Here is a 22,081-nt window from a genome sequence, read left to right as displayed (position 1 = left end):
ACTTAGCAATAATATATTGAAATAGCAAGGATTTTATTGCTACAGAACCGATTTGTAATGCAGCCTTTGATGAGCTCCTTGCGGCGTGAGGGTGAGTCCATCAAGGAGCCAGCCGAGCTGTTGAGGGGTGATGTTCATGACCTCAGACACTCGCTCGGGCCAACAGAATCGATGCTTCTCCAGACGCTTGTGCCAGAGGCAGAAGCCGTTGCGATCCCAGTGCAGCACCTTGATGGCGTCGCGCCTGCGGTTGCAGAAGACGAAGAGGTGCCCAGAGAAAGGGTCCAGATCAAGGATGCCCTGGACCGTCATGCTCAGCCTGTCGATACCGGCCCGCATGTCCGTGGTGCCGGGAGCAAGATAGACCTTGGCCGCAGGCATCCTCAGCATCGGGGTTCCAGAACGGACAGAAGTCTGGTCAGCATAGCTTCGTCGAAGTCGGCAGGAATATCCAGGGCGTAACAGTTGCCGACAAGCAGTCCGATGGACGGAGCCTTCAGGGCCAGGGTGAACGGGAGAGGGACGATTGCGGGCGGCAAGGCAGGCACATCCACTGATGCCGAACGCGATTTGCGCAGCCAGTACCGGAATGAGCTGAAATTCAGGCCGTGCGCCGTGCAATACGCAGTCTTGCCCATGCCGCTTTGCCGCCACTGTTCAACATGAGCGAGCCATCGGGCAGCACGGTTCTGGCGGATGCGAGATTTCATGAGGACCTCCTTGGATTGAAGGTCCTTTATCTCATGGCTTGAAATTATTGGAAGATGGGCTCTAATGAGCGCTTACTTAGCTTTGCTCCTTCAGTTGATTAGCAAACCAACGAAGAAACGCCTCTCGCTCGTAGGCCACCTTGGAACGAAACATCATTTTGCCTTCAGGTCCTATTTTCAAGGCATCTAAATTTGCTAACGTCCTGGAATTTATCAACTTCCCTGTTTGCCTTTCAATCTCCTTACGAGTAACAATTGGTGGCAACGACTTCCTCAAAGACTCCAATAATTGTTCTTTCATATGAAACCCCCTATTTATGCTAGGGGCAAAGCCAGTTTCTTAAAAAAACAGATACCGCAGGTTTCTAAATTATTTTATTGCGATAAATCATGCCTTTAAAGACCGGCTCGTATTCATCACAACTCACCATATAGGCCTTTAAATCATCAGCTTGGTTGTTGGCCGTCAGCCGTATCCCAGACAGCACTGGAGAATCCGGTCTGAACTTGCCCTGAGCATTCCGTTCAGATTAGCAAGAGCAGTTTCACACTCAAGGAAATGAGCAAGCGAAAGACCGCAATCAATTGATTGATAATTTTGGCCAGGCAGAAAGACGGAGGAAGGAACAGGTCAAGCGGGACAGTTTTGACTTGCCGAAATCGGCACTAGAACAGGTATTATACGAGTTTCATTGAAAATATCGCCATCATCCCAACTACTTCGCGTAGTGGGGCAATGGGAAAAAGTCTTCGTTCAGCATGACGACCAACAATTGCAAACCAAAGAGGTCAGTTTATAAATCCGAGTGACTTATACACTCCTCGTCAGTATCGACCAGCTCGTCTCTGATTAGAAGCGATCTGTCGCGATTCATTTTAACTTGAAGTTCTAAAAAATATTCACGTTTATAAAGAATATATAAAACATCACTATAAATCACTAAACCTTAGCACGCTCATTTTTTCAACAGAATTTTTAGCAAGCCGATAGCAACGGTCTAAAGATCTATCATCCATATCCCTATTCAATTTAAGACTATTCACTTTTTTAGCTTGCACTATTGCTGATGATAGTTTTTGACCGAAAAAGTGAACTTTATCCCAGACATACAAACCTGCAGCTCTAATGTTAAACGGAACCTGCTCGTATTCAGGAACAATTAAATGTTTTCCCATTTGAATTGTAGATTCTGTAAACATAAATTCTGGTGAATGCCAATTTCTATAAGCCAACACGTTATTAATTAATATTTCTTTTAATTTGCTCTTATCTTGAATTATTGATTTATCGTAAATACAAATTTGAATATCTGAATTTTCGCAATCTCCAGCAGTATGCATTTGACAATTTTTCTTTGCTTCATTTATTAATCCAACAATTCTCCTAAAAATTTTTTCAATAGTTTCTTTTCCGTTTAAACAATCAATGTATACATATACGACATCTGCCGACTTTTCTTCAACAAAATATCTTTTTCCATCTTTATCTTTGTAATAAAATTCAATATCTTGTTTTTCTTCTATAGGAAATGAATTTTGCAAGAATGGAAACTCGTTATATAAATTTACATGATCGTCTATAAGACCTACGACCTCGTCAATTGGACGAATTGCTATCAAATCCATTGGATAAAAACCATACTTTCGAGCATCCGCATGCAATACGCCAACACTTTCATACTCTCTATCGCCAAGGCAATCATACAACTCCCAAAGATCAAATCCGACTCCCTCTAAATCATCTATACGATATTTTGGATTATCTCGATATACAAAATTATGATAGGCTATTATTACCTGCTCTAAATATATATACATGTCATTTCTAGGCGCAGAAGCATCATTTACTATTCCAAGAGCGACGTCAGCGTGATGCATCACAAATCTTGTCGCTTTATCAACCAAGTCAACGCCACATGATGATTTAATGAAATCATACCCTTGAATACTTTCCCTATCATTGAAATCTAATATATACTTCCTTTTTGTATACTCGCATCTCCAAAATTCTAACTCTAATATTTTTCCATAATTATCATTATTTCTTGCCATCACATCATGAAATAAAGGACGATTTTTAGGCATAACCCACCCTATAAAACACACTATATAAAAAATTATAAATTCACTCAGTAATTTATACAAAAATAAGATATAAAGCTCAAATGGCTAATCTTCCTCTCCAGAAACCTGTCTACCGCTTCTTTTGTTTCATAAGTCATTCACCGACATTGACATCCTCGTTAAATTCAATCTTTCAAAGGTTTGCTTTTTGACTGTAACATTCTTGATTTTTCGCTCAAGTTGATGATAATAGTTCTTATAGACAAATTTCTTACCATCACCGCTTTCATGTTGGCGTCATGCGTCTCTCGCTTGGTGATCAAGACAATACTTCCCTCTCGCAAGACGAGCAAGCCTCTACGAATTCCCTTCGATCAATTAAGTCAGAGAACTTGCAATACGTTAGTGTGACTGCCGAACGCTTCTGTGTCTACGCAACGCACTTTCTCTCAGATTTGGGATGGAGGCGGGAGCCATCCACCCCTGTTACCACTCTTCTGTTTTGACCACTTCTTCAGATGTGACATCGCAAGCGCTTTCTTCACCCACCTTTGAAGTTGACAGTTCCGACGTCACCGCCACCACTAACACGCCGGCGATTCCGGTGAAAATCTGCCCATGGCAAAGGCGGCAGAAAGAAAAGCGTGGACCGGCTCAAGGTGCGCACCCTGAGAGAGCATGGCATTTCTTTTCGTAAAATCGGTGAGAAACTCGGGTGTAGCCTGTCCAGTGTTCAGCATGTCATTTACGGCGAAAAGCAGCAGCCAACTCCGACAGTGAATGTGGAGGCATGATTGATATGCCAACCAAGCATCTTTTGTGAAAATTAATTTTCTTGCCCAACAATTGACATAGGTACGATTTATGCTTGAGTATCACTAACGACAGAAGTGGCTCAGTTCGTTTGAACACGTTTGCTCGTTTCTTAAGTGGAATCTCCGCTCTTCTTACACTGCCATTCTCACTGGCGACATTCGTTCGGTGTAAGCCTCGTCAGGCGTTTTCTTGCCCAACCGTGAATGCGGCCGCTTTTGATTGTACCAATCCATGTATTCCATAATCGACTTCCGGGCATCGCTCACCGTATCGTAGGCGTGCAGATATGCCCGTTCGTACTTCACCGACTTCCAAAGCCGCTCAACGAAAACGTTGTCACGCCAGGCTCCTCGGCCATCCATACTCAGCTTGCAGCCCCTGTCCTTGACAGCCGTTACAAACTCGATCGCCGTAAACTGACTGCCCTGATCCGTGTTCACGATTTCCGGAGTACCATGGCGGCGAAAGGCTTCCTGAAGCACATCGACCGCATGGCAAGCCTCCAGGGTGATCGCTATCTTTGACGCCAGGACCTTTCGGCTGGCCCAATCCACGACTGCGGTCAGATACACGAAACCCTTGGCCATCGGGATGTAGGTCGTATCCAGAGCCCAAACCTGATTGCTTCTTTCAATGAGCAGTCCTCGTAGCAGATAGGGATATACCTTGTGCCCAGGATGCTTCTTGCTGGTGCCGGGCTTCCGGTACAGCGCAGCAATCCCCATGCGTGCCATCAACGAGCCGACATGCTTACGCCCAACAGCGATGCCTGAGCGATTCAGTTGATCTCGAAGCATTCGGGCACCCATGAACGGATGCTCAAGATGCAGCTCGTCAATGCGGTGCATGAGCGCCAAGTCGACGGCGCTAACCGGCCGAGGCTGATAGTACACGGTACCGCGACTTATCCCGACCAGTTCGGCCTGCCGCTTGATTGAAACCTCGTGCTCGCGGTCGATCATCGCTTTGCGCTCAGCAATCCCACCTTGCTGAGTGCGCTTTCTAAAAAATCATTCTCCAGCGTCAGTTGGCCGATCTTGGCATGCAAGGCCTTCAAATCCACCGCCGGTTCACTATCGGCCGGTTTACCGAAGACGGCGGCGGCCCGTTCGCTGAGTTGCCGCTTCCATTCGGTAATCTGGTTCGGGTGCACCTCAAAACGCTGCGCCAACTCGGCAAGAGTCTTGTCCCCGGCCATCGCCGCTAACGCTACCTTGGCCTTGAATTCTGCTGAATGCTTCCGTCTCGTCCGCTTAGTCATTCTCTGCTCCCTGATCAATTTCGTTTGAAGGTGTCCGGGCTAGCAGAGATGCCACCTAAAGGCTTGTACAAATTTCTGGGGCCACTTCTCGACATTATCCCAAATCATTAGGAGATTCCATGGAAGATTATCTCAAGCAAGCTATCGAAATCGTCAAAGCCCAGGCATCTGTCCGCAACATGAACGAGGAAGAGATCACATCCATGATCAAATCCTTGGCTGGAAGCATTCGCGGAGTTGCGGAAGGTGTCGCGCCTGCAGTTGAAACTGAAGCTGCTGTCGATCCAAAAAATGCCATCCGTGAAAAAAGCGTCATCTGCTGTGAGTGCGGAAAGTCGTTCAAAGTTTTGACGAAGCGCCACTTGGCTACACACGGCCTCACGCCGGAACAGTACAAGGAAAAATATGGCTACAAGAAAGGCACGTCCCTTGTGGCGAAGTCCTTGGCGCGAGACCGCCGCAAGACCATGCAGGGCATGAAGCTCTGGGAGAAACGCAAGAAGGCTCCCAAGGCCGAATAAGCTGCATCATCAGGCCGGCCACCCCTCACCAAAGGTGCCGGCCTCTTGCTTCCTATCATCGGCGGATACTGCCTCTGCTGAACCCAAGCGCACGAGATACCCATGTGCGGACGATTCTCCCTTCCAGACGAAGCAGCGGTTGCGCATATCCTGAAAATTGACCGCTGGAATTGGCATTGGCCGGAGCCACGCTTCAATGTGGCTCCGACAACCCGTGTGCCCATGGTCTTCAGGGCTGACGATGCTCTGCTGGAACTGAACGGCGCGCGTTGGGGGCTCATTCCCCATTGGTGGAAGAAAGAGGCGCCGCCATCCCTGACCTTCAATGCCCGGTCTGAAGAGGCGGCCGAGAAGCCAACCTGGCGTCACAGTCTGCGCAGGTTGCGCTGCCTGATGCCAGCACGCGGATGGTACGAGTGGAATGAAAAGGAACTGGTCAGGAGCGACTCGGGCCGGCAGGTGAAGCAGCCCTACTACATCTGCGCACCGAATGCGGAAGCAATCGCCTTCGCTGGGCTTTGGGCCATCTGGACAGGACAGGACGGCACACAGGTGCTTTCCTGCGCCTTGCTCTCCAAGGCGGCAGCGCCTGGCATCGTTCATATCCATGACCGCATGCCCGTAGTCCTCAAGCCCGAACACTTTGACGCCTGGCTGGACCCGAACACACCCGGGCCGGACGTCCAGGAGATCATCGCCGACTCACGGAACGAATTCGACAGCTACCCCGTGAGCACCAGGGTCAACAACACGCGCAACGACTTCCCGGAACTGCTCGTGCCCCTCAAAGCCTGACCTTTCTGCGCCACGCAAACGTTCCAGGCGGATTCCCTCACAGACAATCACCGATGGCGATGCCTGGCTCGATGGTCTTCAAAACAGCAGCCGAACCGCTTTGCGCAGAAATTTCTCGACCCACGACGTCGATGACTCTTTTTCATCACGCCGCCACTGCCAGGGAGGCGTTGGATCCTTGTCGGCCCACAGACCTGCCCCGCTCGACCTCGCTTCGGTTTCGAGCCCAGCCCATTCGCCGCACACCCAGCCCTTGCAGTATTGCCTGTACAGCCAGGCATGACCAGATCGCAGTTGCGCGGCATTGACGTCCTCCGCGTCAACAAAGACCCGCGCCACGGTGCGTCCGTATCTGTCCGTATCCATGACTTCGATCTGCACCGATTGCCCGTGCACCATGGAAGACAGATTCTGCTTCGAGGCCTTGCCGAACGGCTGGCCGGACTCGGGGGCGTCAATGCCGTAAAGCCGGATTTTCACCTGGTCGTGCCCGTCACGCATGACGGTGATCGTGTCGCCGTCGGCAATCCCGACAACCTTGCCGGTCCATGCCCACCCTGCTCCGGCCTGGAGCAGGACGAGCTGAAGAAAAAGAGCAGCCCCGACCGCGATCTTGCCTATCCACCTCTGAAACCTCATTTCCGGCTCCGCCGTCCCTGGTTGCGGTTATTTCACCAGCGGCAATTCAGCCCAGCACGTCGTGTACCGGGGCGATTTCCGTTCCTGCCTCATGTGCCACGGCTTGCGTCCGACTCCAGACGAGGCCAGGGTCAGAACCCTGTGGCCGTATTTATCGTTGGCCTTGTCCAGCATGGTCATGAGGGCCTGCTGTTTCCTGCGGTCATCCCCGCTTGGCTCCATGAAGGAGAGTTGGCGGTTGTTCTCCTGCACGAGTTCAAGAAACATGACCCCGACTTTCTGGTACCTGAACCCCTCGCGGTAGATGCGCCGCAGGATGCGCAGGGCCTGGGCGTGCAGGATCGGCGTGTACGAGGTAGGCGCGGCAAGGGCCTGACTCCCGCTGCCGGTGTACTGCGGATCGGGATGGAAGCGGCTGGTCTCGGCGAACACCTGCACCACCCCGGCCAACAGCCTCTTCGCACGCAGTTTTTCGGCGGCGCGCTGGACATACGCGGACAAGGCTTCCTCCAGGCTTTCCAATTCGGCAACTCGGGTCCCGAAGGACCGTGAACAGACAAGACTTTTTGCCGGTGGCGGAACCTCCTCGAAGGCGATGCACGGTATCTGTCCCAACTCCAGCACCGTATGCAGCCCGGCGATGGTCAGATGCTTCTTCACCCAATCCCGCGGAGCCCGCTCAAGCTTGTCGGCGGTATCGATGCCCGCAGCCTTCAGAAAACGCGAATAGCGGCGCCCAATCCCCCACACGTCGCCCACATCGATCTTGGCCAGCTGCAGCTCTATGTCCTGCGCCTCATCGAGCAGCCAGACTCCATTACTGGCAGGGGTCTTCTTTGCCAACCTGTTCGCGACCTTGGCCAGGGTTTTCGTCCTGGCAATTCCCACGCAGACCGGAATCCCCGTCCATTTGTGGACCGTCCGCCTGATGTCGTCGGCGATCTGAACAAGTTTGTCTGGACTCATGGCCCTGAACAGCAGGAATGACTCATCGATGGAATAGATTTCAACCTCAGGGGAAAACCCGGCCAACACCTGCATGACCCGGGCGGACATATCCCCATAGAGCGCGTAATTCGATGAGAATATCCGTACGCCATTGCCCTCGAAGAAGGTCTTGCGTTTGAAGGCCGGCTCTCCCATGGCGATGCCCAGGGCCTTGGCCTCATTGGACCGGGCGATGACGCAGCCGTCGTTGTTGGAGAGCACGACTACCGGCTTGCCTTCGAGCGCAGGCTGGAACACCCGCTCGCAGGAGACGTAGAAATTGTTGCAATCCACCATCGCGAAAAAGTCTCGGCTTTGGGCGGCAAGCATCAGACCCTCCGAACCACGCCCACGACCACGCCCCAGACCTGAAGATCCTGCTCCGTGCCGACCTGGATGGGCTGGAAAGCCTTGTTTTCCGGCACCAACCGGCACCGCCCGCCTTTCAGGTGAAGGCGCTTGACCGTCATTTCCCCATCCAGGGCCGCGACAACGATTTTGCCATGAGCCGCCGTCTCAGAGCGGTCGACCACCAGGATGTCGCCATCGTGAATGCCCACGCCGATCATGGAGTCACCGCTGACCCGCACCATGAAGGTCGCCGCAGGGTTCCTGACCAGCAAGCCGTTCAGATCCAGGCCCGTTTCGAGATAATCATCGGCCGGAGATGGGAACCCGGCCGGAATGCGATGCAGATAGAACGGCAAAGCAAGCACCTCGGAGTGCTGCGACACGCGGCCCATGAAGTCCACGCGGCAGCTGACTTCGCACGAGCGATCCAGCGGTCCGACATGATCCAAAACAGTTTTCAATTTCGTCCGTCCTCAGAAGGCAAGCGCCCGGTTCCAACGATTGGAACCGGGCGCATGGTTTTTCGAAACAAGCCAGATTCAGCGCATTTCGTTTGTGCCGATATGCTTCCCACACAATGAACGGCACATCCAATTGCCCAATTTTGAGTTAACCCGGCAGAGGTGCCGTACGCCCTTGCGGATGATTACGTATGCCATCAGAACGAGAAACCCACGCTCACAAAATATTTGCCAGACGAAGACGTCCATCATTGCAAAAAAAAATTAACAAATGTTAATACAGAAGCCAAGCCAAAAAAAATTCTACGCGTAGTCCCTGCTACTCCTCAGAACCCGCCAATATGTCGCCATGGTTCTTCTGAAGTCCCCAACTCACGGCCCTAGGCTACGCACACGAAGACATACGATTCAAGCGTAAAGCAATGGCTGCTTCGGAAATCATGACCCAAGTGCAAGCCGTCAAAATTTGTGATATCATCGAATGTAACGACTGGGTCCCCACGCATTTTGATCCAACCAACCTCCAAAGGTAATATAGAATGCGCAAGATGGCTTGCTGACGTAATTATGGATTATTCGTGAAGCACGATATTCTTATTTAGAGGCACTCAGAAATATCATGTCATAGATCCAGCCTGACCATTGAGATCACCTATATGGCGCGTAGCAAAGTCAGACATAACGAATTGTGAGACGGACAAATTCGTTTTGCTTCCTCAAGTCACTCTTTGTTTTCTCTTCTATATCCGAGAATCCAAGGAACTACGGTAAGGACAAATAGGGCTACAAGAGTGGCCAGGGCGGCAGTCGATTCCCGCCCCATTCCCGCAGCTATACCGATTGCTGCCGTTACCCACACGCCTGCCGCCGTAGTCAACCCCCGAGTATCCTCCTGTTTGCTGCCCAAAATTATAGCTCCGGCCCCAAGAAACCCCACCCCGGCGGTCAGGCCCTGCAGTACCCGAGTCAAGTCTGCGGTTGAGGCCCCGGATTGCTGAGGAATGAGGACGAAGAGTGCTGCCCCGATGGCGACCAGCATATGCGTTCGCACCCCCGCACTTTTACCTTTCTGCTCCCGCTCGTACCCCAGAAGGCCGCCAAGGATTCCAGCAACCAGAAGGCGTAGCGTGATTCGTGTAATTTGCGTCACATCTGAGATATCCGTAAATTCCGATAGCACTGTATTCCATACATCTTGCCACATGCTCATAATCCTCGTTATCACATCCTATATCCCGCACTTCGTCCAGACCATTCACAAACCCCGCCTAGCAGTAGTGATAGAGAAAATTTCTAAAATATATCCATAAAAGAACAGCGCCGATACTCATCTCTCCCTACTCTCCAATTCCTGCCATATTCTTCCTTCGATTTCTGACCCACTTATCAAATGATATTACTGGGAGCACCGTTGCCCCGACCGCCATGGCAAACAGCCAGCCCCGGCCGTCAATCGGCGCGGAGTTAAAAAGCGTCTGCAGTGGCGGCAGATAAATGAAGCATGTCTGGAGCACGAGCAGGACCCCAATGCCTATGAATATCGTCGGGTTGCTGAAAAAGCCCTGGGTAAAGAGCGAGGAGTGCAGGGATCGACAGTTGAGCAGGTAAAAAATCTGCGTGAAGGTAATGCTTGTCACGCAGAGGGTCTGCGCTTCGGCAAGGGCCAGGGCATGCCGGGCGCTGGTCACCGGCTCTGGGCCGACGATTCGATAGTACTCCCAGAGGAACAGCCCGCAAGCACCTGCCGCCATGAGGACTCCGACAATAATCAAGCGGGTCACAATGAAGCCCGAAAACACAGGTTCGTCGGGAGAGCGCGGAAGTCGCCGCATCGCGTTCGGCTCAAGCACTTCAAAGGCCAGAGGGATAGACAGGGTCACGCTTGCCACCAGATTGATCCACAGGGTTTGGCTGGGGGACATGGCCAAAAGGAGTTCATTGACACCATCAACCTGAATTGTCGGGAAGAAAAACATGGCAACCGACAGGGTGCAGGCCAGGCCGAGATTGGCGGGCAGCATAAAGGCCAGGGACTTGATGAGATTGTCATAGACCCGGCGTCCTTCCTCCACCGCTGCGGTGATGGAAGCGAAGTTGTCGTCCATGAGCACAACCTTGGCCGCTTCTTTCGATACCGCCGTGCCGGTTATGCCCATGGCGATGCCGATGTCGGCCCGCTTGAGGGCCGGCGCGTCATTAACACCGTCGCCGGTCATGGCAATGACATGGCGCTGTGCCTGCAGGGCCTCGACAAGCTGGAGCTTGTGCTCCGGGGCCACCCTCGCAAAGACGTTCGTACTCATGACCGCGTCCTGCATCTGCTTTTCGGAAAGGCCGTCCAGGTCACGGCCCGACATCGCGCTTTGTCCTTGCGGCAGAAGACCGAGTTGTCGCCCGATAGCCTCGGCGGTCACAGGGTGATCGCCGGTGATCATTTTAACGGTAATCCCGGCTTGGTGGCAGACTTTGATGGCATCCATCGCCTCGGTCCGGGGAGGGTCGATCATGCAGAGCAACCCTGCAAACTGCAAACCCGCCCGGACGGACTCCGGTTCGATCTGCTTCGCAGCGACGGTTTTCTTGTGTGCAAAGGCGATGACCCTCATTCCCTGGCGGGCATAAGTGGCCATGGCCTCATTGATTCGCCGTAATTCCGCCTCGCTCAGGGTACAGCGCTCAAGGACTGTTTCCGGAGCGCCCTTCAAGAGGATATGGGTTTCCCCGTCAATCGTGTTCAGGGTGGCCATGAATTTACTGTCCGACTCGAACGGGATGACGTCCAGACGGACATGGGCACTGCGAAGATCCTGGCTCGAGAGGTTTGCTTTTTCGGCGGCAGCAACCAGCGCAGCCTCGGTCGGGTCGCCGGTGATAGTCCAGATGTTTTGTTCAAGACGCACTACGGCATCATTGCAGAGGATGGCAGTGGTGAGCAGATCATGCAGGGCCGCCGGGAGTTCGGTCAGGCGGACACCGTCGCGTTCGATTTCCCCGTTCGGGGCATAGCCGATGCCGGAAAACCGGTATTCCTGCCCGCCCAGCCATGCCACTTGCACAGTCATCTCATTGCGGGTCAGTGTGCCGGTTTTGTCAGAACAGATGACAGTGGTGGATCCAAGGGTTTCCACCGCCGGGAGGTGCCGGACGACCGCATGCCTTTCGGCCATGCGCCGTACGCCTATGGCGAGGCAGATGGTGATTACCGCCGGCAAACCTTCAGGGATTGCCGCCACCGCGAGAGAAACGGCAACCATGAGGGACTCACCGAGAGGGGCATCTTTGACCCAGATACCGAAACTGATGAGGACGGCGACTACTCCGACTACAGCGATGGTAATGCCATTGCTGACCTTGGCCAACTGACGAGTCAGCGGAGTCTCCATCTGCCCGGTCTGGTTGAGCAGGGCATTGATGCGGCCCAGTTCTGTCGCGCCGCCGGTCGCGACCACTACACCGGTGGCCGTGCCCTGAAGAACAAGCGTTCCGCTATAGACCATGCCGAACCTGTCACCAAGAGATGCATCCTGGGCAACGGCATCACTTCTCTTTGCCACAGGCAGAGACTCACCGGTGAGGGCGGCTTCTTCGACCAGAAGGTTTTTAACCCTGATCAGACGCAGATCTGCGGGAACCTTGTCGCCACTCTGCAAGGTCACAAGGTCGCCAGGGACCAGGCTTTCGGCAGAAACTGAAATGGACTCTCCGTTCCGCAGCGTTGTCGCAAATTCCGGCACCATGGCAGCAAGCGCTTCGATGGCCTTACCTGCTCTATACTCCTGTATAAATCCGATAATGGCGTTGACGATTACCGCACCGAAAACCACCAGGGAATCGGTGATTTTTTGCAATCCGACCGCCAATGCGCCAGCTGAGATCAAGAGCCAGCCAATCGGATTATTGATTTGACGCCAAAAAATCAGCCAGGGGCTGTCGTTTCCCTTGCGAAGGAGCGTGTTGGTGCCATATTTTTGCAGTCGTTCTGCTGCTTCGCGGTCAGTCAACCCGCTGAGGCTTGTCTCTAACTCGGACATAACGTCCTGCACTGACGAGGAATGCCACAACGTGCTGTCTGGTTTCCTTGCTTTACCTTGCATAGCTAAGCATCTCCTTCAAAGATCAATCTTCACCGTCGCGTCCTCCATCTCTTGAATCATCAGCAGGACAATCTTTTCCGGCTCGTGGGTCTTGCCCAACATGGAGTTGATATTTGAACTGATGATCTCCATGGACGCAATCTATTCAATAATAGTCTATGAAATCACTCCATGCAGAAAAGCGATCCCTCCCAGCAGGAGAAATATAAAATAGAGTAACGTTAAAACAAGAGTCATGTATCCAAGGAGAACGGACCTCCCGTCCCGCTGGAGCACTCCGATAGCCAGGAAGAGAATTGCCAACCCAGGCAGCGTATTAGAGAAAGGAATCAACCCGAAGGGAGCCATCAGAAGCAGCGCACCTGCAATCAGCATCAGTCCGTTTACTCTCGCCATTCCTAATCCGTACGTAAGAACGGGAATCGAAGGGCGACTTATTCGCTCCAATCGGTGAATCCAAACGGTGCCCTTCTCCAACGCCAATCGTAGCCTCTCGGCTGGAAATTTCTTGCGTAGCAGTCGGTCCGGAAGCCAGGGGGGACGATGGGTCATGATCCCAGCGCCGATCAGTCCAATGACCAGTCCGAACAAGGTGCTGAGCCCTGGTATGGATACAGGGACCATAAAAGGCAGCGTAAGGAGTATGCAGAAAACCAGCATTCCATCGCGACCGATTACATTGATTATATCACGCAAAGTCACCATATCCCCAGAAATATTTTTGATCACATACTCGACACTTTCAGACGGCATTGTTTCAATTTTTTTACGGTTTAAATTCATTTAACTTAGTTCTCTGTATCTACGTATTATAATGATTTTAAACATATCTGGCTATGAGCTTTCGACGTTAACGGATTGACCGCACATGCATGATAGCATTTTTTCGATCATTTGGTTTTCGTACGCAGTTCCGATTCCCAAACCGTGAGCTGGATCCGTTTATACTAGTTGTCAGGAAACCGTGCTGATCAGGTAGCTCGTGTATCCCGTGTAACAGATTGGCAGCACTGCAGCCTCGATACGATTGATACGACCCGCCAAAATTCAAGATTGGCCCCCTATTTTTCCTTGAAAATCCTTTTGGGGTGGCGGATCGCATAAGCCTGAAAGCCGCGCCAATGTCACAGTAAGGCAAGAGCCGCGAGACAACCGCCGCATCCACACGCAAAATCAATCCAGCACCAATGACGCTTGCTCCACAAATCCAGAAATTCCTTGGCCACGGTGACAAGGAGTCCGGATAAATAGAAAGGTGCCCAAAACTGGCCAGTAAGCGTCAAGAACAATCCCCAAAAAAATGAAGCTGCCAGTCCATCCTGAAGACGGCCATCACGCGGATTCCCGCCGCCCTGTACCAATGCAAACAATTCATGGCAATCTCGCAAAACCTCAAAGAACAATATTTGTGCTGAGGGTACGCCATTGATAGATTATAAGCTGTCAAAGGTTCGTGCTGTAAAAAATACACATTCGCATTTCTTACAGCACGTTGTAAGGATCAGTGATCCGCGATCATTGCGGCGCGGGGCTTTTCTCACCGTCTCCCTGGATGAAAGCCGACAGCATGCCTATGGGTACGCCCAACTCCTCCAACTTGCGAACCACGGATGCCAACAGTTGGTCCAGCGCGCCTGATCCCGCAGCTTCAATATTTTTCAATGCTTCAAGCTGCTTGCGTTGTTCCGGCCCGAGGTTTTCCATGACGGTCCGTCCTATCTCCTCGCGCTGCGGAAGACTCAGATCCTCATTCTTGAGCTTGTTCAAAAGGGGCTCAATGATTTCGCGTTGGTGCTGGTCAAGTTTAAGGTCTGCCTCGGAAAGCTTCGTTTGCAGGGCTGTCATGTCCATGGACTGCAGATAGTCGACAGCACCGCCGACGAAACGGGCGGCAAGCACGGTCAAGGTGACGACAAGAGCGGTCCCGATGATTCCGGTCAAGGCCAGGGCCACGACGATGCGCCGGCCCCAACTGCTCGGCTTAAATGCTTTGGACTTGAAATTGGGAAGAGAAGGCGTTTGGCGTGGTTCGGTCATCTGATTGTCTCCAGGGTGAATTGTTATTTTCCTTGATAACTGCGTGAATGGCTACATTCCAAGACATCTCGAAAGTGACGCATTACTCGTCACTTTGAAATTATGCCAAGCCCGACTTGTAGGGCGCCGGTGACACATTAAACTTGCGCATGCTTGGCTTGACACTCCCGTTCCATCTTGAAGGACGGATCAAGCTTCAACTGGCGAGCGAGTCCGCTCAGGTAAGCACGCTCCATGGAATTCCCCTCGTCCACCATGAGCAGGCCGCCAAGTCCACCGAAGCGGGACGGAGCGTTCAGCGCGGCCTGCTGCGCCATGGCTGACGAGTCTTTGGCTGTAGGGATGGGCTGGTTGTAGCCACTGCTGTATGATGGATTGCTACCGGAAGATCATCCCCCGCCTATGCATTTGGCGTCTGCCAGATCGGGCCAGGCAAAGAGAAGAAGGGTCAGGGCTATAAGCGGAAAAAAAAGATAGGCCAATTCTGGATGCGAATCGGCAGCGCAGGATAGAGGTGCGGGAACGTTCTTCATGGAGCCTCCTGTGGTTGGGTGGAGGTCCTTCAAAAAAAAGACCTCCAGCATGGGATATCATGCTGAAGGTCTGGCTCATCGGTGGGTTCCGACGGCAAGACCAAGCGCTTTCGCGCCGAGATTGTTGATCTTGCCTTTGGGAGCTACTCCCCTTCACTATAAATGATAGTTTGATTCGGCTACTTGTCAAGCAATTCTGCAAGCGCTCAGGCATCTGCATCATTCCAAGCTGAAGCAGGTTTGCGATAGAAGCTTGAATTCTTTATTTTTTACGTGACTGGGGCTAGGGAAGGCTTGGGGAGAAGGGATTTGTCCACGTGCTGCGACATGAGTGCTTTCATGTCTTCCGTGGCCTGAGCTGCGGGGAAGGCTTTCCAATATCTCGCTGCAATTAATCCGAATCAACAAAAACAGGCATGAGCTTGCTGCCGGAATATTTTTGTCCGATTCGGGAAAAATGAATATTTCTGGCTCCGAAAAAATACCAAGAACCTACTGATCTTTGTAAATTGAACAGAAAATAGGCGCCACAACAGCCAGTTGTGCATGCGCAAGACTTTGAGCTCCGTGGCGGTCAGAAAAAGGACAAAGTGGCCTTCTCTTGGCCGCGCCTGCGCAGTCGTTTCAAGCCGAGCTTACGTTTTGCTACTCTGAAGGCTGACTCGCCTTGCCCGTCGTTAAAGAGCCATGTTTCCGGGTCCTCGACAAACACTCGTCGCCTAGCTTCGATGCGGGGCTTATTCCAGTCCCACTCCAGCCTAGCTTTACGTTTGGTGATTTTTACCGGACAGTAATGGCAATGCGGGCAGGCGCCGAAATTGTCGGCGGAATCACACAAGCACTTTTCAGGAAATATAGGCATGGTTGTCACATTAAGTCGTAAAAGCTCCCCTTCCGGTCGAATCATTCAATTTGCGTTGGTTGTCTGCCTCCTTTTAACGTTGGCTGTGGTCTACGTGAAAACTCGTTACGAGCCTGACGAGCGGTTACAAGTTATCTTGCCTCCTACTCCCCTGAAGGAAATTCCCAAAAATCTGTCCGGCCTGACCTGGAACGCCGAAACAGGAACGCTTTTCGCTGCCACCAATGATCCTGAATTCATTTACGAACTGAGCCCCGGTGGAGAAGTGCTCCGAAGTATAAAACTTCAAGGGTTCAAAGATACAGAAGGCATCACACACATCCAAGGCACTCTGTTTGCCATTGTCGAAGAGCGCAGAGGGGTCTTAAGTATCTTTCACATCCCTGAAAATGTGACAGAAGTCGGCCACGACATCCACGCACGATTGGATCTTGGCATGGCACCTGTAAAGAACAAAGGCTTTGAAAGCCTCAGCTATGATCCTGCAACACGAACCATTTTCACCATACGCGAAGGCAAGCCATTCATCCGTCGCGATATTGTCCTTGACGAAATGTTCATGCCCATAGAAGTCCACTCAAAACCATTGCCAGCCTTGAAGGTTAAGGACGTTGCCTCAATCGTATTCTCCTCGGACAGTCATTTCTGGATTTTGAGTGAGGCTTCAAATCGAATCGTCGTATTGGATGCAAACGGAGCACAGCGGAATGCATTCACGCTGGACATTGACAACAGATATTTCCAACCTGAGGGCATCACGCTCGGGTTGGACGGCAAGGTATACCTTGTTGGCGAACCCAATATTTTCGCGATTTATGGCTATTGAGCACATCAGGCTCGCTCGGCTTACTCTCGGGACCACTTGATCTGAAATTCGATCTCCTCCTCAACATCGGAACGTTCGTGCTCGATGGTGAATTGTGCCCGGACGGGAACGTATAGGCGCTCGCCTGCAATCTGAATCTCGAAACGATCTCCCTTCTCCAGGGCATCGGCCAGACGCCGCAGCTTGGCCACGAATTCGGCCTTCGGATATCCTTTCTCAACATCTCGTTCGGGCTTCGCACTCATCTTTTTTCTCTCCGTGATCTGATTTTGTTTCCTAGCTGCCTAACATTTTTATTATACGGACTTCGCCAAAATGGCAGCCCCCGTTTTGAGCTCGACAACATGCTCATCCATCGACAATTTTTCAACGCCAAGATCCACCTGGGTCTTGAACGATTAACCTCGTGGCAACGATCACGAATTGACGCTGATAGTCAGGTTTATGTTGCAGCAATGGGCCTTCCCTGAAAAACGACTCCGTCTCACCTGCCACGCCCAGCACCAGCTTCCACAAACTTGAAATCCTCATCGCATATGGCGGCGTTTTTCACAATCCGAAGAAATTGATGAGACAAAAAAATATCTTACACACAATAAGGCTGTACTTGAAGGTGGAATCAGGCCGGTCTCCCCTTTCTTCTGGGAAGCCGGCCTCTTAAATGTTCAGTTACCTTGGTTGCTACTGCTATCGGACATAGTCAGAGTTTCGTCTTGTTCACCACCAGTCTCCGAATCATCTGGCTGCGCGGTGTTTGACGACAATTCCGACATCACCGCCACTGCAAACACGCCAAGAACTCCGGTCAAACATCCGCCAATAAATGTCATTATCTTTCCCATACGATCCTCCCTGGGCATTATTTCTTCAGTCATCGAGGGTCTCCCTAACAATTTCGAGTACGGCGATCGCGATCGCTATGGCTGGTCCCCAACTCATATAGTCTTCCCTCCCTTGTTGTGCCCACGGATGCGGACGTTACGAACATGTCCCAGACGGATGATGATCCTGTCAGGCGGACCGAGAATCGGCCCTTGGAATCTCCTTGCTTCCATAGCGTCTCCTTTTTGAATGGTTGAAACAAAACGGGGGACCATTGGCCCCCCGCACGGTTGTTGACTGGCTGGAATGGATCAGCGCTCAAGAATCGTACCCTCAAGCAGAGCGAACATGGCGGGTGCCAGTTCCGCCATGGAATTTACCACTGCACTGCGCCCTGGCAGGAGCACGTTGATTCCGGGACTGGTGATCCCGATGCCGTATATCTCGAAACCGGCTCTTCCCCCCTGCTCAATGGCCTGAGTCGCGCACTCCAGAGAATCCGGCTCGCCATCGGTAACAACAAGGATGAGCTTTCGCCTCTCACTCAGAGGCAGCATATCCTGCATGACCCACCACAAGGCTTCCCCCATGGGCGTCCCGCCTGCAGGCACGAGGTCCAGGCCAATGTGCGCTTTCTGGCCGTGCGCAATAATGGGGGCGACGGTCGAATAGGATCCGTGTGGTAATTGCGAACTGGGAAACGCTGTCACGGCAACATTGATCTTCGATGCCTCCAAGGCGGAGGCAAAGGCGTAGCAGGCCTGGCAGGCCAGACGAATCCTGCGCACCATGGAGCCGGAGCAGTCGAGTAGGATATGCACGGCGGTATCAATCCCTGCCCGCTCGGCTTTGACCCTAAACACCCTATGATCCGAGACAGTCAGACGATGAAGTTGACCGGTATCCAATCGCCCTCTTCTTCCGCTTGAAGCCCTGGAAAGGATCTTGGTTTGCAGGAGTCCCTGCAGTCTGGTCCGTAGCGCCATGGACGCCTGCTTTGCCTCCAGAACATCGTCTACGGAAAGTGGGCCTGCATTTTTTGTCGTCGGAACGGCCACGGTGACGGCGCTATCTTTCGACCCACTCGAATTGACCTGCAGGGCGTCAGCCAGGATATCCCCTAGGCTTTGCGGGAGGTCATCCTCTCCAGCCCCGAGCAGATCTAGAAGGTGATCCCGAGCCTCATCCCCGATTTCACCGGGGTCATCTAAGCGATCATCTCTTGAGGAATCCGCTTGGTCGGTAGAAAGCGAGTAGTCCTCTACTGCTGACCCTTCTTGGGCATCTTCGCCCGAGAAAGTGCCCTCAGTTTCCGAAAGATTCTCCTGCTTCTGCTGATTCTTGCCAACTTCTGCACTGCTTGAACTGGTTGAGGCCAGTGACTTCCCTTCGCCTTGGGTTTGCTGTTGTTCGGGGTCGACTAGGTCGGTCGGCTCCGGCCGTGTGGAAGGATTCGCGAACTGATCCAGAATGCGCACGATTTCACGGGCGAAGCCGATAGCGTCCTGGGTCGAACGGCAATTGGTTCGAACCGCCTTCAGCACGCGTTCGATCTTTGGCCTTACCCTCGGAAAGTCCCTGTCCAGCTGTCCAGCCAGAGTGTCCCGCTTGTTGGACAGATCCTGGACATCCCAGGACCGGACTTCGAGCAACAGCCAATTGAGGATATTCACCGCAGGCTGAATAGGCTCGTCCCTTTGTTCTGAGCCGAAGATATGCGCGATGAGCCAATCGAAGTTCTGGCGGCACCCTGGAAATATGGACGCAAGTTTGTGTTCGACGCGGTAATCTTCAAGGGTGTTCCACACGTGCTTTTCTAATGATGTGAGATTGGCATCCTGCAGGGCCTTGAAATCCGTGTCCCGGACATGGCTGGCTTCATGGTCCAAAAATCCACGAGCCAATGCCAAGAGCGTATCGGGAACATCGCTCGGCAAGGATGGCAGACGAATAACCGTGCCGTCCGTATAAGCGTCAGCACCTCCTATCTCGACCTTCACCCCATATTTTCTGCCGAGCACGCTTGCCACCAATGGCAGCGAACGCATCACGGCTCTTGTGTCGATCATCAGACCTCCAAATGCGAAAAGCCCCGGAGCTTGTGACTCCGGGGCTTTCGTTCGTTGTTGTGTTTACCGGCTAGGCTATGCCGAGCAGATACCAGTATGGGTCGAAACTTTGCTCGACCAGCTGGCCAAGCTGCTGAACAAATGGACCGTAGTTCGTATCCTTACCCGCCTTGTCCAAATTCTCGTAGTAGGCGGCCCGATCCTCCACCGGGATGATTACGGTCGGAAATCCTGCCCGCATGAGTTCCAGATTCATGACGAGCCTGGAGGTCCTGCCGTTTCCGTCCCGGAAGGGGTGAATAATGACCAGGTCGGCATGCACCCTGGCCGCCCTTTCCACCGGATGAAGGCTCTTGGCCTCGCCACGGTACCAATCGAAAAAGCGCTGCATGCGCTCGCCGACATGGAGGTGATCAGGTGGGGTATGTCCAGCGCCGGAGATGATGACGTTGCAGCCGCGATAGCGTCCTGCCTCGTTGTCGATCCCCCGCAGGACAAGCTGATGCAGCTCCTTCAATATGCGCTCATCAAGCGGGACGTTCTCCTGCACCAGGCCTTCCAAGTAGGTGATGGCGTCGGCATGGTTGATGGCTTCGAGATGATCTCGCAGCGGTTTGCCGCCGATGGTCACCCCATCCTCCAGCACCACTTTGGTCTCCATAAGGGTCAGCGTGTTCCCCTCAATGGCGTTGGAATGATAGGTGTACCTCAGCACCATATCCTCACGCAGATTCCGGACAAGTTCCGGAGCGAGAGGACGATGAGCGTCGAGCTTGGACTTCAGGGCGTCCAGAGTGGCAAAGGCGTCATAGTGCATGGCATATCCTTTTTGGCTTTCGGATTTGGTAAACGCGTTGCCCGTCCATGTCCAGCGGACCTACCACAAGCCGCAGCTGGGCAGCACAGGCTGCATGGGTATGTCCCGAAAGATCGGCGGCAAATCGTCCACCGTGGGCACGATGCCCAACTCCTCCTGGACATCCAGCTCCGGCATCTCCCCCTGCCCTTCGACCAGAAGGGAAAGAACGTCCTTGGACGTCGTCCCGTCCATGATCTTCTGCCCATGCTCGATAAGGCCGTCCGTGTCCCGCAGCAGAGATACCAGGCCCTGGAGCATGAGCAGGTTCGCACCTTCGATCCTGCCTCGTTTGGGCAGGTGTTCGAACGCGGTGTGAATGAGGTCAGCAACCGGAGATACCCGAGGTTCGACAAAGCTCAGGCCCGAGAGTTTTTGATGAATGGTCCGCAAGGGCGAGAGGGCCTTGCGCGTGATCTCGCTCTTCCCTGCAAAGCATTTGTGCCAGGCTTCCGTGGCAGCCTTGGACACTTCTCCGAAAAGCGTTTGCCCCAGGCCCTCCACTTCGTCCTTAATACCGACCATGACCGGGTCTGCGGGATCGGGAGGGACGATGCGATAGAGCCTCCAGAGGAAACCCATGCGACTGCGCACATAGTCGGCACTGACTGTGGAATCGAAGATGATCTGCTCCCAGCCTGGATGCTTGGCGATCCATTCGCGCACGGATTCGTCATAGCGGGCCAGGAAATCCTCTTTGGCTGTGTTGAAGTCGTGCAGGATCTGTTCAAGTTCTGTCACGATGGCGTCTGCCTGATTCTCGGGGATAGCCCAACCACCAAGGAACCGGACCCCATTTCGGTCCAACAGACTCACGGCTCTGGCCTTGAGCGTTCCGAACACCCTCAAATCCTCCGGATCACAGATCCGCTTGCTGCCCAGGGAAGCAAGGTCATCCGGAGGCAGTGTCGCTCCGTCAAAATCCTCGGGGCTTAATTTCTTGCGTGCGGTCCAGATATTCACCTCAAGGTGCAAGGCGAGGATATTGTCCAGGACCTTGATGTCGGTTTGCGTGTTCATTTTCTTCTCCTTAAAATGAAAAGAGCGCCTGGTGTGGCGCCCTAATTTCCGTTCACGATGATGAAATCCTGCCGGTCTATTTTTTCCAGCACCCTACGCCACATCTCCTGGATGGGGCTTTCGTTCTTGCACTCTTGGCTCTTAATGATGCGGGTGATGCATGTTTGAAATGGCACACCTTCGGTATCTCCAAGCCAGATGCGTATGGTCAGGCCAAGGGCGTCGGCTTCGGCTTTCCAGTGATAGCGAAATCCCGTCGTGGGGATTTGTTTGGCCAGCTCGATGGATTGGCAAAACGGGAAATCAAGATTTGTAAATTCCATATCTATTACCCCTTCAACGGGTTGGGTTTTGAAA

General features: G+C 52.7%; 24 protein-coding genes and 1 pseudogene. 4 read left to right on the top strand and 21 right to left on the bottom strand.

All coding sequences use genetic code 11. From position 1 onward, the window contains the following. Positions 1 to 39: 39 nt before the first annotated feature. The 4 genes from tnpB to ACZ5AC_RS02445 all read right to left on the bottom strand — a co-directional run bounded on the left by tnpB (position 40) and on the right by ACZ5AC_RS02445 (position 2,795). Entirely contained in the window at positions 40 to 390 is a 351-nt protein-coding gene (gene tnpB / locus ACZ5AC_RS02460; RefSeq protein WP_464247385.1) for an IS66 family insertion sequence element accessory protein TnpB, read from the bottom strand. Beyond that, positions 384 to 710 carry an IS66 family insertion sequence element accessory protein TnpA gene (tnpA, locus tag ACZ5AC_RS02455; RefSeq protein WP_464247386.1) on the bottom strand — a complete coding sequence of 109 codons (327 nt, stop codon included), beginning with the start codon at positions 708 to 710 and terminating at the stop codon, positions 384 to 386. Before tnpA ends, tnpB begins: the two co-directional genes overlap by 7 nt. A 76-nt stretch (positions 711 to 786) precedes the next feature. Beyond that, a complete protein-coding gene (locus ACZ5AC_RS02450) occupies positions 787 to 1,011 on the bottom strand; it encodes a hypothetical protein (protein ID WP_464249380.1) in 225 nt (74 codons plus the stop codon). Positions 1,012 to 1,640: 629 nt separating this feature from the next. Next, the gene (locus ACZ5AC_RS02445) at positions 1,641 to 2,795 is read right to left on the bottom strand and encodes a hypothetical protein (protein ID WP_464249379.1); all 1,155 of its coding nucleotides are present in this window, start codon (positions 2,793 to 2,795) and stop codon (positions 1,641 to 1,643) included. A gap of 620 nt (positions 2,796 to 3,415) precedes the next feature. Here ACZ5AC_RS02445 and ACZ5AC_RS02440 point away from each other — a divergent pair. Beyond that, positions 3,416 to 3,568: pseudogene (locus tag ACZ5AC_RS02440) on the top strand (hypothetical protein); the annotation flags it as partial. A 153-nt stretch (positions 3,569 to 3,721) separates the two neighbouring features. Here the strand turns inward: ACZ5AC_RS02440 and ACZ5AC_RS02435 are convergent. Continuing rightward, positions 3,722 to 4,851 (bottom strand): IS3 family transposase gene (locus tag ACZ5AC_RS02435; RefSeq protein ID WP_464247381.1). Its coding sequence is split into 2 segments (ribosomal slippage): positions 3,722 to 4,602 and positions 4,602 to 4,851, totalling 1,131 coding nucleotides; the frame shifts between segments, so codons are not numbered across the junction. A gap of 119 nt (positions 4,852 to 4,970) precedes the next feature. Between ACZ5AC_RS02435 and ACZ5AC_RS02430 the strand changes: the two genes are divergently transcribed. Further along, entirely contained in the window at positions 4,971 to 5,372 is a 402-nt protein-coding gene (locus ACZ5AC_RS02430) for a Ros/MucR family transcriptional regulator (protein WP_092194232.1), read from the top strand. A gap of 102 nt (positions 5,373 to 5,474) precedes the next feature. Continuing rightward, positions 5,475 to 6,167: an SOS response-associated peptidase gene (locus tag ACZ5AC_RS02425; protein WP_464249378.1), complete on the top strand. Its 693-nt coding sequence runs from the start codon at positions 5,475 to 5,477 to the stop codon at positions 6,165 to 6,167. 78 nt (positions 6,168 to 6,245) lie between these two features. On the opposite strand, the gene ACZ5AC_RS02420 is transcribed toward ACZ5AC_RS02425, so the two are convergent. The 10 genes from ACZ5AC_RS02420 to ACZ5AC_RS02375 all read right to left on the bottom strand — a co-directional run bounded on the left by ACZ5AC_RS02420 (position 6,246) and on the right by ACZ5AC_RS02375 (position 16,131). Next, positions 6,246 to 6,806 carry a thermonuclease family protein gene (locus tag ACZ5AC_RS02420; RefSeq protein WP_464249377.1) on the bottom strand — a complete coding sequence of 187 codons (561 nt, stop codon included), beginning with the start codon at positions 6,804 to 6,806 and terminating at the stop codon, positions 6,246 to 6,248. Between the two features lie 27 nt (positions 6,807 to 6,833). After that, complete coding sequence (locus ACZ5AC_RS02415; RefSeq protein WP_464249376.1) at positions 6,834 to 8,123, bottom strand: Y-family DNA polymerase; 1,290 nt, start codon at positions 8,121 to 8,123, stop codon at positions 6,834 to 6,836. Continuing rightward, positions 8,123 to 8,605 (bottom strand): LexA family protein, encoded by a 483-nt coding sequence (locus ACZ5AC_RS02410; protein WP_464249375.1) that lies wholly within the window; start codon positions 8,603 to 8,605, stop codon positions 8,123 to 8,125. The genes ACZ5AC_RS02415 and ACZ5AC_RS02410 overlap by 1 nt, the downstream gene beginning before the upstream one ends. A 721-nt stretch (positions 8,606 to 9,326) precedes the next feature. Further along, a complete protein-coding gene (locus tag ACZ5AC_RS02405) occupies positions 9,327 to 9,809 on the bottom strand; it encodes an MgtC/SapB family protein (RefSeq protein ID WP_464249374.1) in 483 nt (160 codons plus the stop codon). A 133-nt stretch (positions 9,810 to 9,942) separates the two neighbouring features. Next, a complete protein-coding gene (locus ACZ5AC_RS02400) occupies positions 9,943 to 12,699 on the bottom strand; it encodes an HAD-IC family P-type ATPase (RefSeq protein ID WP_464249373.1) in 2,757 nt (918 codons plus the stop codon). A 156-nt stretch (positions 12,700 to 12,855) separates the two neighbouring features. Continuing rightward, positions 12,856 to 13,482, bottom strand: coding sequence for an exopolysaccharide biosynthesis protein (locus ACZ5AC_RS02395; protein WP_464249372.1), 627 nt, complete (start codon positions 13,480 to 13,482; stop codon positions 12,856 to 12,858). 732 nt (positions 13,483 to 14,214) lie between these two features. Further along, positions 14,215 to 14,736: a hypothetical protein gene (locus tag ACZ5AC_RS02390; RefSeq protein ID WP_464249371.1), complete on the bottom strand. Its 522-nt coding sequence runs from the start codon at positions 14,734 to 14,736 to the stop codon at positions 14,215 to 14,217. Positions 14,737 to 14,873: 137 nt separating this feature from the next. Next, positions 14,874 to 15,053: a hypothetical protein gene (locus tag ACZ5AC_RS02385; RefSeq protein ID WP_464249370.1), complete on the bottom strand. Its 180-nt coding sequence runs from the start codon at positions 15,051 to 15,053 to the stop codon at positions 14,874 to 14,876. A 72-nt stretch (positions 15,054 to 15,125) separates the two neighbouring features. Beyond that, positions 15,126 to 15,269, bottom strand: coding sequence for a hypothetical protein (locus ACZ5AC_RS02380; protein ID WP_464249369.1), 144 nt, complete (start codon positions 15,267 to 15,269; stop codon positions 15,126 to 15,128). 574 nt (positions 15,270 to 15,843) lie between these two features. Then, a complete protein-coding gene (locus tag ACZ5AC_RS02375) occupies positions 15,844 to 16,131 on the bottom strand; it encodes a transposase (RefSeq protein ID WP_464249368.1) in 288 nt (95 codons plus the stop codon). Between ACZ5AC_RS02375 and ACZ5AC_RS02370 the strand changes: the two genes are divergently transcribed. Next, positions 16,130 to 16,957, top strand: a complete 828-nt coding sequence (locus ACZ5AC_RS02370; RefSeq protein WP_464249367.1) for an SdiA-regulated domain-containing protein — start codon at positions 16,130 to 16,132, stop codon at positions 16,955 to 16,957. The two genes, ACZ5AC_RS02375 and ACZ5AC_RS02370, sit on opposite strands and share 2 nt — an antisense overlap. 20 nt (positions 16,958 to 16,977) lie before the next feature. Here ACZ5AC_RS02370 and ACZ5AC_RS02365 read toward each other — a convergent pair whose 3' ends face one another. The 6 genes from ACZ5AC_RS02365 to ACZ5AC_RS02340 form a co-directional block, all read right to left on the bottom strand. Next, positions 16,978 to 17,202, bottom strand: coding sequence for an amphi-Trp domain-containing protein (locus ACZ5AC_RS02365; protein WP_464249366.1), 225 nt, complete (start codon positions 17,200 to 17,202; stop codon positions 16,978 to 16,980). 420 nt (positions 17,203 to 17,622) lie between these two features. Next, positions 17,623 to 17,832, bottom strand: a complete 210-nt coding sequence (locus ACZ5AC_RS02360; RefSeq protein ID WP_464249365.1) for a hypothetical protein — start codon at positions 17,830 to 17,832, stop codon at positions 17,623 to 17,625. A 258-nt stretch (positions 17,833 to 18,090) separates the two neighbouring features. After that, positions 18,091 to 19,848, bottom strand: a complete 1,758-nt coding sequence (locus tag ACZ5AC_RS02355; RefSeq protein ID WP_464249364.1) for a cobaltochelatase CobT-related protein — start codon at positions 19,846 to 19,848, stop codon at positions 18,091 to 18,093. A gap of 70 nt (positions 19,849 to 19,918) precedes the next feature. Continuing rightward, the gene (locus ACZ5AC_RS02350) at positions 19,919 to 20,665 is read right to left on the bottom strand and encodes a Fic family protein (RefSeq protein ID WP_464249363.1); all 747 of its coding nucleotides are present in this window, start codon (positions 20,663 to 20,665) and stop codon (positions 19,919 to 19,921) included. Positions 20,666 to 20,725: 60 nt separating this feature from the next. Beyond that, complete coding sequence (locus ACZ5AC_RS02345) at positions 20,726 to 21,724, bottom strand: DUF3150 domain-containing protein (protein ID WP_464249362.1); 999 nt, start codon at positions 21,722 to 21,724, stop codon at positions 20,726 to 20,728. A gap of 41 nt (positions 21,725 to 21,765) precedes the next feature. Next, positions 21,766 to 22,047: a hypothetical protein gene (locus tag ACZ5AC_RS02340; RefSeq protein ID WP_464249361.1), complete on the bottom strand. Its 282-nt coding sequence runs from the start codon at positions 22,045 to 22,047 to the stop codon at positions 21,766 to 21,768. Positions 22,048 to 22,081 lie beyond the last annotated feature (34 nt).

It is taken from the genome of Desulfomicrobium aestuarii (genome assembly GCF_055385525.1).
The sequence above is the reverse complement of the archived record's forward strand: the minus strand, read 5'-3'. Positions and strand labels throughout refer to the sequence as shown.